9 protein-coding genes are annotated in these 13,911 nt (G+C 66.9%); 7 read left to right on the forward strand and 2 right to left on the reverse strand.

Annotation, left to right across the window (positions count from 1 at the left end; translation table 11 throughout):
- Positions 1–118: 118 nt before the first annotated feature.
- Complete coding sequence (locus J2S75_RS08890; protein WP_307019472.1) at positions 119–1,306, forward strand: YadA-like family protein; 1,188 nt, start codon at positions 119–121, stop codon at positions 1,304–1,306.
- 5 nt (positions 1,307–1,311) lie between these two features.
- Positions 1,312–1,938 (forward strand): hypothetical protein, encoded by a 627-nt coding sequence (locus tag J2S75_RS08895; RefSeq protein WP_307019473.1) that lies wholly within the window; start codon positions 1,312–1,314, stop codon positions 1,936–1,938.
- Between the two features lie 144 nt (positions 1,939–2,082).
- Here J2S75_RS08895 and bcsN read toward each other — a convergent pair whose 3' ends face one another.
- Positions 2,083–2,904, reverse strand: coding sequence for a cellulose biosynthesis protein BcsN (gene bcsN, locus J2S75_RS08900; protein ID WP_307019474.1), 822 nt, complete (start codon positions 2,902–2,904; stop codon positions 2,083–2,085).
- Between the two features lie 386 nt (positions 2,905–3,290).
- Here bcsN and J2S75_RS08905 point away from each other — a divergent pair, with 386 nt between their 5' ends.
- The 5 genes from J2S75_RS08905 to J2S75_RS08925 all read left to right on the forward strand — a co-directional run bounded on the left by J2S75_RS08905 (position 3,291) and on the right by J2S75_RS08925 (position 12,217).
- Entirely contained in the window at positions 3,291–4,265 is a 975-nt protein-coding gene (locus J2S75_RS08905) for an IS1595 family transposase (RefSeq protein ID WP_307019475.1), read from the forward strand.
- 14 nt (positions 4,266–4,279) lie between these two features.
- Positions 4,280–6,460 (forward strand): UDP-forming cellulose synthase catalytic subunit, encoded by a 2,181-nt coding sequence (bcsA, locus tag J2S75_RS08910; RefSeq protein WP_307019476.1) that lies wholly within the window; start codon positions 4,280–4,282, stop codon positions 6,458–6,460.
- Positions 6,461–6,618: 158 nt separating this feature from the next.
- Positions 6,619–9,057 carry a cellulose biosynthesis cyclic di-GMP-binding regulatory protein BcsB gene (locus J2S75_RS08915; protein WP_307019477.1) on the forward strand — a complete coding sequence of 813 codons (2,439 nt, stop codon included), beginning with the start codon at positions 6,619–6,621 and terminating at the stop codon, positions 9,055–9,057.
- A 50-nt stretch (positions 9,058–9,107) separates the two neighbouring features.
- Positions 9,108–10,148 (forward strand): family 8 glycosyl hydrolase, encoded by a 1,041-nt coding sequence (locus tag J2S75_RS08920; protein ID WP_307019639.1) that lies wholly within the window; start codon positions 9,108–9,110, stop codon positions 10,146–10,148.
- Positions 10,136–12,217 carry a hypothetical protein gene (locus tag J2S75_RS08925; RefSeq protein ID WP_307019478.1) on the forward strand — a complete coding sequence of 694 codons (2,082 nt, stop codon included), beginning with the start codon at positions 10,136–10,138 and terminating at the stop codon, positions 12,215–12,217. The genes J2S75_RS08920 and J2S75_RS08925 overlap by 13 nt, the downstream gene beginning before the upstream one ends.
- A 25-nt stretch (positions 12,218–12,242) precedes the next feature.
- On the opposite strand, the gene J2S75_RS08930 is transcribed toward J2S75_RS08925, so the two are convergent.
- Positions 12,243–13,883: an NAD-dependent malic enzyme gene (locus J2S75_RS08930; RefSeq protein ID WP_307019479.1), complete on the reverse strand. Its 1,641-nt coding sequence runs from the start codon at positions 13,881–13,883 to the stop codon at positions 12,243–12,245.
- Between the last annotated feature and the right edge of the window lie 28 nt (positions 13,884–13,911).

Here is a 13,911-nt window from a genome sequence, read left to right on the forward strand (position 1 = left end):
AACGCGGCGTTAACCATGTTGCCGCGATGTTACCGGCAACGGCGCTGCGGGGGCGTCGCGCGAATTTCGAGACGTGTTTATGCGACGGTGCCTTGTGGGGATTGGTGGATCGGCCGGCTTGGCCCTGCTGGCGGGCCTTGCGCCGCAGGCGGCGTCCGCCGAGGAGATCAGTTGCGACCTCACCGTGACCGCCCTGCAGTGCGGCGGCGTGGCGAGCGGAGCCGATTCGACCGCGATCGGCGACGATGCGCAGGCGACGCAGGCCGGCACGACGGCCGTAGGCCAGGGGTCGCGCGCCTTTTCCGACAAGGCCAGCGCCTTCGGCCAGCTCGCCGTGGCCAATGGGGTGTCCTCCACCGCCATCGGCTGGAGCGCGACGGCCAATGGTGAGCAGTCGACCGCGACCGGGCAGGGAGCTGCCGCCAATGCCGGCTTCTCCTCGGCCTTCGGCAGCGGGGCGAGCGCCAACGGCACCGCGTCCTCCGCGCTCGGCCAGGACGCCCTCGCCAATGGCGCCAACGCGACCGCCGTCGGCCAGGGCGCGCGCGCCAATGCCGATGCGTCGACCGCTGTCGGGCAGGGCGCGGTCGCCAACGCCGGCAACGCGACCGCGCTGGGCACGGCGGCCACCGCCAATGGCGCCGGGGCCACCGCGCTGGGGAAGGGGGCCGTCGCCAATGCCGCCAACGCCACCGCCGTCGGTTTCGGCGCCACCGCCAATGGTGCTGGCGCCACGGCGCTGGGACAGAATGCCGTCGCCGCCGGGGCCGGTGCCGTTGCGTTGGGTCAGAACGCCAACGCCTCCGCCACGAACGCCGCCGCCCTTGGCACCGGCGCCATCGCTTCCTTTGCCGGTTCCACCGCCGTCGGTGCCGGCGCGTCCACCAGCCGGGCCAACCAGATGGCGCTGGGCACCGCCGGTTCGACCTATACGATGGCGGGGCTGACCTCGAGCGCCAGCCGGTCCGCTCAGAGCGGGGCGGTGCAGATCGTCACCACCGATGCCGTCGGCAATCTCGCCAGCGCGAGCACGGCGGAACTCTTCGACCTGCGCCCCGTCTGGGCCGAGATCGACCGGGTGAGCGAAGGCGTTGCCATGGCGATGGCGATGGACACGCCGACCCTGCCCAATGGCAAGAACATGGCGGTGAGCGCCCAGTGGGGCACCTTCGGGGGGCAGAATGCGCTCGCGCTCTCCAGCATTGCGCGGATCGCCGACGATTCCTTCTTCGTCACCGGCGCCATCGGCGTAGGTTTCAACGAAGGCACGGTCGGCGGCAAGGCCGGCCTGCTGTTCGCGTGGTGACGATCATGCGCCGCCCCGCCCGCCTTGCCGTTCTTGCGCTCGCCCTGGCTCTGCTCGCGCCGGCTCTCGCCCACGCGCAGAAGAAGCCGGCCGATGCGATGCCGCCGCCGGCGGTGCTTCTGGCCCTGCTGCGCGGCACGATGATCGCGCTCAACCAGGCCAATTTGACCGGCAATTATTCGGTGCTGCGCGATCTCGCGGCTCCCTCCTTCCGCGACGCCAATTCCAGTGCCGCGCTTGCCGACCGCTTCCGCCAGTGGCGTGAGGGCCGGCTGGATTTCGCCGCCGTCACCCTTCTCGACGCCAAGCTCTCGGCCCCGCCCTCCATCGGGGCCGATGGGGCACTGCGCCTGCGCGGCTATTTCCCGACCGCGCCGCTGAGGATCGGCTTCGATGTGGCCTTCCTGCCCGTGGACGGGCATTGGCGTCTCGGGGCCATTACGGCCGAGCCGCTGGCGGTAGAGGTGACAGGGGCCCTGGCGCGCGCCGCTGAAGCGCCGGCTGGGGGCCAGAAGATGGCGGAGGCTGAGCCGGCCAAAGCTAGGGCGACGACGACGTTCCGTCTGCCGGACCTTCCGCCCGCCGCGAGCCTCGGCATCGCGCTTCCCCCTGGCGATCGCCCGCGCGGCTAGAGAAATTCCCGCAAAAGCGCATAGCGATCTTGCGACAGAAATTGCGTAAAATCAGAGAGTTAGAGTCGGCCCGGTGAATGTGGATTCACCGGGCCGGCTCTTGAGCACGTTCCGACCTGATGGCATCGCCAGCTGCGACACCGTTCAGGGCTGAGGCGCGGGCACGGTCGGGTATCCTTCGAGCGGTGCGCTCGGCGCGCTTGGTCCGGTGTCGGCGGGCGCCGGCACGGACGGGGACGCGGCGGGGGCTATGGTGCGCGCCGGTGCCGGCGGCGGCGCGGTGGCCGCGCCCGTGCCGAACACGGTCGAGGGATAGACGACCGGTCCGCCGACCCGGCCAAGCTCCGGCGCGACCGGGAGAGGGCGACCATAGGGTTGCCAGCTGCGTGGCAGGAAATAGCCATTGATGGTGTAGCGGTACATGATCCGCAGCAGCGCGGCTTCGCTGGCGCCGCTCTGGCAGAAGCGCAGACGCACCGACAAGACGCCACGATCCGCCGCCAATACGTTCATCCGTTGCTGGCCCTGAATGCGCTGCCAGGCGTAGAGGCAGAGGTCGCGTCCTTCTCCCGGCCCCACGGCGTAGCCGAAGGGTCCGTAGCGGTTCTGGACGAAATAGGTTGACGGGCGCAGGTCGATGCCGGGCAGTGCCTGCTCCATCTCCTCCGCCAGGGCGTATTCGCTGAGGAAGCTGTCGTTCTTGATGTTCTCGGGGCCGGTTCGCCCTTCCACGGGGCCGAAAAACACGACGCTGAAGGCATTCTGGCCCGGCGTCGCCGCCTCGGTCGCCAGCATCACCTCCTGCTGCAGCGCATTGGCATAGCGCGTTTCGATCACGCCGATGATGCGCGGGCCGCCGGGCTCTGGCAGCACCAGTGCCTCCACGGCGGGAACCTCGGCCGAAAGAGTGGCAACGACCGGCGGTCGGCCCGTCGTGCAGCCCCCCGCCAGCAGCAGGCAGCCCATGGCGAAGGCACCCCGACGCAAGCTTTTGGCGCTGGAATGTCCGAGGCGCGCAGCCGCGCGGCCTGCAGTGTCGCCTGTCGTTTCCTGGGGCGGGCGGGACATGGCGGGCCTGTCAATCTCGCAAAACGAATCACGCATCGATGCAATCTAGCGCCCCAGCGCCGCGGCAGAAACGGTCAAAGATCGAACAAGATGTTAGCAGATGTGAGCGCGCGCCCATGACTTGTGTACCCGGGCGACTTGCGATCAGAGCACGTACCACGTAAGAGCCGCCGTAAGGGCGACTGCGGAGACCAGCCGAAAATTATGAATAGAAAAGGCTCAATTCGCGTTAGCTATGCACGATCCGATTTGGTAGGCTGGCGATCTGCACGCAGGAGGCGAAGGTGGACCGGCAAGACTACATGGCGTGGCTTTCGCAGATCGACGAACTCTCGGCGGAGCAGCGTGTGGAAGCCGGCCGGGCGCTGGCGGGCCAACCATCTCTGGAAGCTGTGGTCGGCCTGCTCGAAGAGCGGATTGGCGCGGAACGGCGCTGCCCTCACTGCACGGCGGAAGGGGCGGTCATTCGAGGCCAGTCCAACGGTCTGCGCCGCTATTTCTGCCGCGGCTGCGGCAAGACGTTCAACTGCCTGACCGGGACGCCGCTGGCGCGGCTGCGGTACAAGGAGCGCTGGACGGCATTCGGCGCTTCGATGAGCGAGGGCGAGACGGTGGCGGCCGCGGCCCAACGCTGCGGCGTCGCCGGCAGCACGGCTTTTCGGTGGCGGCATCGCTTTCTGCGCGCGGTGAGCAGCGGAGTTGTCAAACTGCGCGGCATTGTTGAGGCCGATGAGACCTTTGTGCTGGCCAGCCGCAAAGGCGAGCGACATCTCGATCGCAAACCCCGCAAGCGCGGCGGCAAGGCGTCCAAGCGAGGGCTGTCCGACGAACGGGTTCCCGTCCTGGTGGCCGCCGACCGATCCGGCTCCACCGTCAGCGCCGTATTGCCGTCCGTCTGCGCCGCCGCGATCGAAGCCGTCCTTCGGCCCGTTCTTGGCAAGGACGCCCTGCTGGTCACCGACGGCTGCACCAGCTATCCGCCTTGCGCCGCCGCGTTGGGCGTCAGCCATGAAGTGCTCAACCAGACCGCTGGCGAACGGATGCGTGGCGATCTCCACATTCAAACGGTCAACAGCCGCCATGAGCGCCTCAAGGACTTTCTCCGCCGCCACCGCGGGATCGCCACCAAATATCTCGACAGCTACCTGCGGTGGTATCACCTCGCTATCCTCCCGCGCGCTCCCTCACCGCGCGCGGTTCTCGCCGCCGCCGCGGGAATGCTGAATGTCAGGCCAGCGTGCATAGCTAATGCGAATTGAGCCATAGAAAATGGGTGACGGGTATCTGGGTAGTATTAATCGCCCTAGTCGCATTTATAGTGACCTTACCGGTTAACTTGCAGGCGCAGCTGGTTACCGGCTGTATAGTGATTCTACTAATTGTATTTTTGAGAATGTTTGCGCCAGAGGGTGTGCCCCGCATGGTTGCACTCGCTCTGGGCGTAGCAATGGTATCAAGGTACGTGTATTGGCGGACGACGTCAACACTACCTCCGGTAGAAGAACTGGCGAATTTCATTCCCGCCGTACTGCTCTACGTCGCTGAAATGTACAGCGTCGCGCTTATGGCGCTCAGCCTTTTCGTGGTGTCGGCGCCCCAGCCCGCGCGCGTTGCGCCAGCGATCGAGCCCGGCAGCGAGCCGACCGTCGATATCTTCGTCCCGAGCTATAATGAGGATGCGGGATTGCTGGCGACGACGCTGGCTGCCGCGATGGCGATCGACTACCCCCGCGACCGGTTCACCGTGTGGCTGCTCGACGATGGCGGGACCGATCAAAAATGCGAACAGCACGATCTGGCGGCCGCGCGCGAAGCGCAGGAGCGGCGGGCGACGCTGACCCAGCTCTGCGAGGAGCTCGGGGTGAACTATCTCACCCGTCCGCGCAACGAATTTGCCAAGGCCGGCAATCTCAACCACGGCCTCGCCCATTCGCATGGCGAACTCGTCGTCGTCTTCGATGCGGATCATGCGCCGGCGCGCTCGTTCCTGCGCGAGACGGTGGGCTATTTCCACCAGGACCCGCGCCTGTTCCTCGTCCAGACGCCGCATTTCTTCATCAATCCCGATCCGGTTGAGCGCAGCCTCGGCACATGGCGCCGCATGCCGTCGGAAAACGAGATGTTCTATGGCGTCATCCAGCGCGGTCTCGACCGCTGGGGCGGCGCGTTCTTCTGCGGGTCGGCGGCGGTGCTCCGGCGCGAAGCGCTGCTGGAGACGGACGGTTTCGCCCATTCCTCGATCACCGAGGATTGCGAGACGGCGCTGTCGCTCCACGCGCGCGGCTGGCATAGCGTGTATGTGGACACGCCGCTCATTGCCGGGCTGCAGCCGGAGACGTTTGCCAATTTCATCGGCCAGCGTTCCCGCTGGGCGCAGGGCATGTACCAGATCCTTCGCTTCCACTTCCCGCTGTTCCGCTCGGGTCTGACGGTTGCGCAGCGTATCTGCTACATGTCCAGCATCCTGTTCTGGTTCTTCCCGATTTCGCGCGCGATCTTCCTGATCTCGCCTTTCTGCTACCTGTTCTTCTCGCTGGAGATATTCAATGGTTCCGGCGCGGAATTCATAGCCTATACGGCCGTTTATCTTCTCACCAATCTCTTCATCCAGAGCTATCTCTTCGGAAAATACCGCTGGCCGTGGTTTTCCGAGCTCTATGAATATATTCAGACGGTTTATCTTCTTCCGGCGCTTCTTTCCGTCATGATCGATCCGAAGAAGCCAACCTTCCGGGTGACGTCGAAGGGCGAGACGATTGACGAGAACCGCATCTCGGAAATCGGGATTCCGTTCTTCATCATCTTTGTCATCCAGATCGTCGCCGTGTTCGTGACGTTCTGGCGGATCGCCACCGAGCCTTACTCCGCCGACATCACCCTCGTCGTCGGTATCTGGAACCTGCTGAATCTCATCATCTCCGGCTGCGCGCTCGGCGTGGTGTCGGAGAAGGCGGTCAAGCGGCATAGCCAGCGCATGGCGATCAGCCGGCGATGCAACCTTCTGATCGACGGTGTCGAGGTGCCGGCCGTCATCGACGACGTGTCCATGGGCGGCTTGCGCGTGCGCACGGAGCTTCCTCCGGAGGCTCAGGCGCGGCTCGGGATGCACGCCGTGGTGCGGCTGACGCCCCCGGACGAATGCATCAGCGACACGCTTCCCGTGCTGGTGCGCAACATCGCCCATGATGATGGCGTGATCGTTCTGGGGACCCAGTTCAACGCCAAGTGCGCCGCTCACTATCAGCTCATCGCCGATCTGATCTTCGCCGATGCCGACGAATGGAAGAAGTTCCAGGAGGGGAGGCGGCGAAACCCGGGCGTTCTCAGAGGAACCGTGATGTTCGTGCTGATCGCGGGCTACCAGACCCTGCGCGGGCTCGCTTATGTCACGCTGCTGGAAAGACTGACGCGCCGTCTCGCGCCCGGCATGTTCGCGGGAGCGACGGGACGATGAAAGCGCTTCGTATTGGCCTGACCGGCGGTGTCCTCTTCACCGCCCTCTTCCTCGCGGTTGTCGGCGCGGCGGCAAAGCCACCGCCCGACACGCCGGCGAACGCGGCTGTCCCGAGCCGCGCCCCGATTGCGCCCGCCTATGACATCCCCGCCTTCGACATGCAGGGCGGTGAGGACTCGGAGGCTGAGCCGCTGGTGCTTCCCGCCCTCATGGGGCCGACCGGCGCTCCCTTCGGCATGACGCCGCCCGCGCCCGAAGGGGCGCCCCAGAGCGTGCCCGGTGGGGGATCGCCGGGCTCGGTGGCCCCGTTCCAGATGGTGCCGGGTCGGCCTGTGGCCGCAGTCCCGGCGAAGATCGAACCGCCGGGCCCCAGAACCCCCGATCGCTTCATCGTCCCGGTGCCCCGTCTGAGACTGGAAGGGGAGTCGGTCTCGCGCGGCTGGGTGACCTGGTTCACGCAGCAGGAGGTGGAGCGCCCGGCCACGCTGCTCATCGGCTATCTCAACGCCATCTATGTGATGCCGGAACGCTCGCGCCTGAGGGTCACCATCAACGGCCAGCTTGTGGCGGAGATTCCGATCGCCTCGCCGCAGGGGCCGACCCAGGTGACGGCAGCCATTCCTGCCGGTGTGCTCCGTTCGGGCGGTAATCTCATCCGCATCGACATGCTGGCGGTGCACCGCACCGATTGCTCCATCGAATCCACCTACGACCTCTGGGTGGAACTCGACAATGCGCTGACCGGCGTGGCGTTCGGAGGCGGTCCCGTGCCGCCGCCCGTCATGGTCGATGATCTTCCCGCCGTTGGGGTCGATGCGAGGGGATCAACCCATATTCGCTTCATCCACAGTGGGCCGATCGAGCCCCACCATAGCGCGCATTTCCTGGCGGCCGCCCAGGCCCTCACCCAGCGCGGGAGCTACTCGCATCCGGTTGTCTCGATCGTGGGGCCGAATGTCGGTCCGGCCGAGCCGGGGACCTTGAACGTCGTGGTGGGCATGGCGGAAGACCTGCGCGCCGTGATGGCCAGTCCGCCCGCCCTTATGGGTGGCCAGCCGCTGGTGCGCTTTTTCAACGATAACCGTGCGGGCGGCACCGTTCTCGTGCTGGGGGGAGAGACCGCGCGGAGCGTGGACGCCGCGATTGAGCGCCTCGCCGCCAGCAGCAGCCAGTCCGAACCTAGTAAGCTGTCGATTTCCAGCCGCTTCGCGCCGGACGCGCCCTACTTCACCGGCGCGGGCAGCGTCCGTTTCTCCGAATTGGGGGTGATGACGCAGGAGTTTTCCGGCCGCCGGCTGCAACTGCGCTTTCCGATCGGCCTTCCCGCCGATTTCTACGGTTCCGCCAATGGCCAGGCACGCATTCTGCTGGACGCGGCCTATGCGCCGAGCGTGCGGCCCGGAAGCCAGCTGTCGGTCTATGTGAATGGTTCGCTGGCGTCTTCCTACATGCTCACCGATCGGCATGGCGGGTTGATGGAGCGGAAGGTCATCAAGGTTCCGCTGACGCATTTCCGGGCCGGGCTCAACCGGGTCTGGATCGAAGTGATGCTGGATGTCGACAGCGACCGGATCTGCGGTCCCGGCGCGACGCTGGAGCGTGACAAGCGCTTTGTCGTCTTCGACTCCAGCGAGTTCGTGATGGACAGTTTCGCCAGGATCGGCACGAGCCCCAATCTGGCGGCGTTTTTCGGCGGCGGCTTCCCGTACTTCAACGCCGCGCAGCCTATTGCGGTGGTGATGCGCCAGGATACGCCGACGGTTGCGGCCGCCGCGACGATCATGGCGCGGCTGTCCTTTGCGCAGGAACACATAGCCCCTGTCGACACGTCGCCGCCGCCGGCATCGCTCGCCAGCCGGCCGGTCCTGTTCATCGGGGAGATCAACCAGATCGCACCCGAAGTGCTGCGGCAGGTGGGTGTGGTGGATGCCAGCAAGATCCGCTGGCGCACCGATCGGGACGCCGACAAGGGCGCGCGAGGCCCGGCGCCCGTCTTCTGGGATGGAGGCGCTACACTGCCGCCGGAGCCGATGCCGATGCTGGAGCAGGGTGTCCGCGTACGCTCCGGCTCGGGCAACGACGCCATCTTTGACCGCTGGCGGGATCAGGTCGCGGCAGGAAGCAACATAAGCGCCGAGTTGCTCCACTTTCAGAAATGGCTCACCGGCACGTTCGGTGTGTCTTTCGGCATGCCCAATGGCGGCGATGTCGAGCCGTTCAATCCCCCGCACAACACCTCGGTCCTGGTGGCGCAGGGTTTTGCCCCGAACAGTGACGCGGTCTGGACGCTCATTGCCGGGCATACGGCGGAGAGCTTCGATGCCGCCATCGATGAGTTCACCCTGCCGGAGTTCTGGGCGAAGAGTTATGGTCAGGCGTTGGCGTTCGACGCCGCGACCGGCCGGTTGGACATTCGCATGCCGAGCAGCGTGCGGTTCATCGTGACCCAGCCGCTGGGCCCGTCCAACCTCCGGCTCATCGCGGCCAATTGGCTGTCGCTCAATATTGTCACTTACGCGCTGGTTCTCGTTTTATGCTGTATCGCCTTCGCCATCGTCGCCAGCCTGCTGCTTCGCCGCACGGGGCGGCGCGCCTGATGGCGCGCTTGATGGCGCGTTTGGGCCGCGGTGCCGGCGTCGCCGCCGCCATGCTGGTGGCGGCGGCGTGTCTCGTCGCGCCGGGCGCCTTCGCAAAGGAGCCGGCCGGCATGATCTCCCGCGACGACTGGGCCGCCTATTCCGCACGCTTCGTCGATCCCAGCGGCCGGGTCATCGATGACGCGAACGGCCGTATCAGCCATTCCGAAGGGCAGGGCTATGGCATGCTGCTCGCCTATCTCGCCGGCGACAAGGCGGGCTTCGAGCGGATATGGACCTTTACCCGTACCGAACTGCTGATCCGCGACGACGGCCTCGCGGCCTGGCGCTGGGACCCGGAGGCGGATCCGCACGTCACCGATATCAATGCCGCCAGCGACGGCGACATTCTCATCGCTTATGCGCTCGCGCTCGCGGGGGAGGCGTGGAGCGTGCCGGACTATGTGAGCAGCGCGACCCGCATCGCGCGGGCGCTCGGCCAGCAGGTGGTGCGGCGTGAGGCCGGGCGGCTCGTGCTGCTGCCGGGCGTCACCGGCTTCTCGGTCGGCGAGCGGCCGGATGGGCCGGTGCTGAACCTGTCCTATTGGATCTTCGAGGCCTTTCCGGTCCTTGCCCGGCTCGCGCCTGAAGTCGACTGGGCGGGTCTTGCCGCCTCCGGCCGGGAACTGCTGTCCCTCGCCCGCCTCGGCCCGGCCAAGCTGCCGCCAGACTGGATTTCCGCGCCGGCCGGTCGCCCGCTGGCGCCGGCCGACGGTTTCGAACCGGTCTTTGGTTACAATTCGTTAAGGATAGTTCTTTACCTTCTGCGCGCCGGTATCCCCGACTCCGACGTTCAAAAAGCCATTCTCAACAATTGGATGGTGCAGAATGGGGGAATGCCGGCGATCGTGAATATCCCGACCGGCAAGGCCCTGGCCCGGCTGTCGGAGCCCGGCTACCGGATGCTGGCGGCAACGCTGGCCTGTGCGATCGACGGCACGGCGATTCCGGCAGATCTCAGGCGCCTGCAACCGAGCCAGTACTACCCGTCGACCCTTTATCTCCTAAGCCTGTCGCTGGTGAGTGAGAAATATCCGACATGTCTTCGCTGAGGGTGCTTTTGCTGATCCTGGTCGGGGCGGCCGCCGTCCCGGCCATCGGCCAGCAACTCGCCTCGCCCTCTGAGAATGGCGCCGCTCCTGCCGGCGCCGCCACGACGCCGAAAGTCGACGAATCGGCGCTGCGCTTTTTCGCCGCCCAAGGCGACAAGCAGCGGCTGGACGCCGAAATTGCACGGCTGCGGGCGCTTTATCCGAACTGGCAGCCGCCCAAGGACCTGTTTTCCCCGACGCCGGACCAGGACCCCGACATTCCGCGCTTGTGGGCGCTGTTTGCCGAAGGGAAGTTCTCCGACATCAGGGCCGCCATCGCCCAGCGTCAGGCGTCGGAGCCGGGCTGGCAGCCGCCGGCCGATCTGATGGAGCGGCTCGACGAGGGCGAGGCCGCCCGCCGGCTGGTCAATGCCTCGGAGGCCAAGCAATGGGCTTCCGTCCTGCGCATCGCCACCGACACGCCCGGCATGCTCGTCTGCGCCAATATGGACGTGCTCTGGCGCGTGGCGGAAGCCTTCGTGCGGACCGGCACTCCCCAGCGCGCCAAGGATCTGTTCATTTATATCCTGACCTCCTGCCCCAATCCGCAGGAGCGCGTCGCCACGGCGCAGAAGGCGCTGCAACTGCTCGACGGTCCCGATCTCGACGCGGTGCTCGCCCGCGCCAATCCCGATAACACGCCCGAATTCGCCGGCCTGCGCGAAGACCTCCTGCGCATGCGTGTCGGCCGCGCCGCGCAGGATACGACGCTGTCGGTATCGCCCGGCGACATCGCGGCGCTGGAGCAACTGGCCCGCAATGGATCGGTTGCCGACGATGCGCTGGTGCTCGGCTGGTACGCCTTCCGTCGCGGCGACGCGGCGCGAGCGGTCGACTGGTTCAAGCTGGCGCTGGACCGGCAGGGCGGGGCCTCGGCGGCCGAGGGCTATGTGCTGGCGCTCGCCGCCACCGGCCGCGCCCAGGAGGCGGAACCGATCGCCTATCAGTGGCGCGATGCCGGGGCGAGCAACCGCAAGGCCTATATCGACCTCATGGCGGGCCTGCTGGCCACGGCGCCGCCGCCGCGCCTCGAACAGTCGGTCGTCGCCCGGTTCGCCCCGGTCGTGCAGGAGGCGAAATCCGCCACCGGGGCGCAGGCGCTGGGCTGGTACGCCTATAATACCGGGCAGATCCGCACCGCAGCCTCCTGGTTCCGTACCGCCGTGCAATGGGCGCCGGCGGACGAGGTGTCCGCCTATGGGCTGGCGCTTGTCAGCCAGCGGCTGAAGGACACCGCGACCCTTGACGCCATCGCCGCCAGCTGGGCGGGGAAGTCCGAGCGCATCCTGGCGCTGGTCTCGCCCGCCGCCCGCCGCCGGCTGGCGAGCCGTGCGCCGGCTATTGCCTCACAGCCGGCCCCGATCTCGCAGCCGACGCCTATGCCCGTCAGCCGGCCGACGGCCGCGACCGCCGCGCCCCTGCCGCTCAATGGAGCCTTGCCGGACAGGCTGGCCGGATACGAAGACGGCCCGGCCTCCGGTGCTTCCGCCCCCCGCGGTGCGCCGTGTTCCAGCGCCGGCGATGCGGCGTTCCGTGCCGGCCGCGTGTCACCCGAAGAGGGCCTCGCGCGCGGCTGGTGCCTGCTTGAGCTGAACCGTCCCCTTGAAGCCATCAACGCCTTCGACATCGCCGTCCGCGACGGCGCCGGCCGGACGGCCGAAGACGCGGCCTATGGCAAGTCGCTGGCCTATATGCGGCTCGGCCTGACCAACGAGGCCCAGGTGGCCGCGATCGAGACGCCCCAGCCCCCGGCACGGGCGGTGACGCTGAGCGCCGACCTGCTCGCCCAGCGGGCGATCGCCGCCTATCGCGATGCCCGCTATGTCGAGGCGATCCTGGCGCTCGACGAGCGCAGCCGCCTCGCCCCGGAGCAGCAGGACCTGATGTCGATCCGTGCCTGGTCCTACTACCATCTCCGCGACTTCGTCTCCGCCCGGCGCATTTTCACCGCGCTCCGGGACGCCGGCTATCCCGAAGCCGGCGCCGGCATCGATGCCATCCTGGCGGTGACCCGCCAGGTCCGCAGCTGACTCGCGCCGTAGCTGACCCGCGCCGTCACAGCGCGGGATAGCGGGGGATATAGGCCAGTTCGTTGATGTGGGCCTCGATATCGGCGGGACGCGGCACGCGGGCGAGGCCCTTGTCGAAGATGAGTTCGGCGATGCGCGCCGCCACATGCAGCGAGGCTTTGCGGATGTCGCGCTGCGGCGGATAGATCAGGCCGAGCGCGAGGTCTTCCGGCGTCACCTGTTCCGCCACCGCCTTGGCCGCGACGATGAACATGTCCTCGGTCACGCGGCTGGCCTGGGTGGCGAGCACCGCCATTCCCATGGCGGGGAAGATGTAGACATTGTTGCCCTGGCCCGGGACGAAACGCTTGCCGCCGAATTCCAGCGGCGGAAACGGGCTGCCGCTGGCGAAAATGGCCTGACCGTTCGACCATTTATAGGCCTCTTCCGCCGTGCATTCCGAGCGTGAGGTCGGGTTGGAATAGGGGAAGATGATCGGCCGGGCATTGATCCGCGCCATCGCCTCGATCACCGCCTGGTTGAACAGCTTCGGCACGGTGCTGACGCCGATGATTCCCGTCGGCCGGATCGCCTCGATGGCCTCGACGAAATTCGAGATCGGTGCATGGTCATGGGCGAAGGGCTTCTGGAAGCCGGCGATGTCGCCGCGCGAATTCACCATCAGCCCGTTGACGTCGAACAGCCAGTTGCGGGCGCGGGCTTCCTCGATGGTCGCGCCTTCGAGCACCATGGCTTCGCTGATCAGCTCGGCGATGCCGGTCGCCGCCGAGCCGCCGCCAAGGAACAGGAAGGTCTGATCGGTGAGCTTCTGGCCCGACAGCTTGAGCGCGCCGTAAATGCCCGCCACGGCGACCGCGGCCGTGCCCTGGATGTCGTCATTATAGGTGCAGATCCGATCCCGGTAGCGCTCAAGGATCGGCACGGCGTTGATGTTGGCGAAGTCTTCCCACTGCAGGCAGCACAGCGGGAACAGCTCGGTCACCGCCTCCACGAACTCGGCGATGAAGGCGTCGTACTCCGCGCCCCGCACGCGGTTCTGGCGCAGGCCGAGATAGAGCGGATCGTCGAGCAGCGTGCCGTTGTTGGTGCCGACATCGAGGGTGATCGGCAGCGTCATTTCCGGCGGCACGCCGGCGCAGACGGAATAGAGCGCGAGCTTGCCGACGGGAATGCCCATGCCGTTCACGCCGAGATCGCCGAGCCCGAGAATCCGCTCGCCATCGGTCACGACGATGAAGCGCACATCCTTCTGCGGCCAGTGCGACAGCACCTCCTTCAGCCGGCCCTTGAACGTGATCGGCAGATACATGCCGCGCGTGGCCCGCAGCACATGGTCGTATTTCTGGCAGGCTTCGCCCACGGTCGGGGTGTAGACCAGCGGCATGAACACCGCCGGGTCGGACATCAGCACCGCATAGTACAGCGTCTCGTTGCGCGCCTGCAGGTCGCTGAGCAGCAGATATTTCTGCAGATCATTGTCGAGCACCGAAAGCTGCAGGTGAATGCGCGCCACCTGCGTCTCCAGCGTATCGGCCACCGGCGGCAGGAAGCCCTCAAGCCCGAGCCGCGCCCGATCCTCGGCCGAGAAGGCGCTGCCGCGGTTGAAAACAGGATCATGCAGCAGCGAAGGGCCGGAGGGGCTCGGCTGGGTGGCGGACGGCGACATGGCGTTTACTCCCGGTGAATGCGTCGTT

Source organism: Ancylobacter polymorphus (genome assembly GCF_030813495.1).
GTDB lineage: Bacteria > Pseudomonadota > Alphaproteobacteria > Rhizobiales > Xanthobacteraceae > Ancylobacter > Ancylobacter polymorphus.

Bases quoted from the DNA above. Each gene is read 5' to 3' on its own strand.
- J2S75_RS08930 (WP_307019479.1), bottom strand. From the start codon at position 13,883: ATGTCGCCGTCCGCCACCCAGCCGAGCCCCTCCGGCCCTTCGCTGCTG.
- J2S75_RS08925 (WP_307019478.1), top strand. From the start codon at position 10,136: ATGTCTTCGCTGAGGGTGCTTTTGCTGATCCTGGTCGGGGCGGCCGCC.
- J2S75_RS08915 (WP_307019477.1), top strand. From the start codon at position 6,619: ATGCAGGGCGGTGAGGACTCGGAGGCTGAGCCGCTGGTGCTTCCCGCC.
- J2S75_RS08920 (WP_307019639.1), top strand. From the start codon at position 9,108: ATGCTGGTGGCGGCGGCGTGTCTCGTCGCGCCGGGCGCCTTCGCAAAG.
- bcsN (WP_307019474.1), bottom strand. From the start codon at position 2,904: ATGGGCTGCCTGCTGCTGGCGGGGGGCTGCACGACGGGCCGACCGCCG.
- J2S75_RS08895 (WP_307019473.1), top strand. From the start codon at position 1,312: ATGCGCCGCCCCGCCCGCCTTGCCGTTCTTGCGCTCGCCCTGGCTCTG.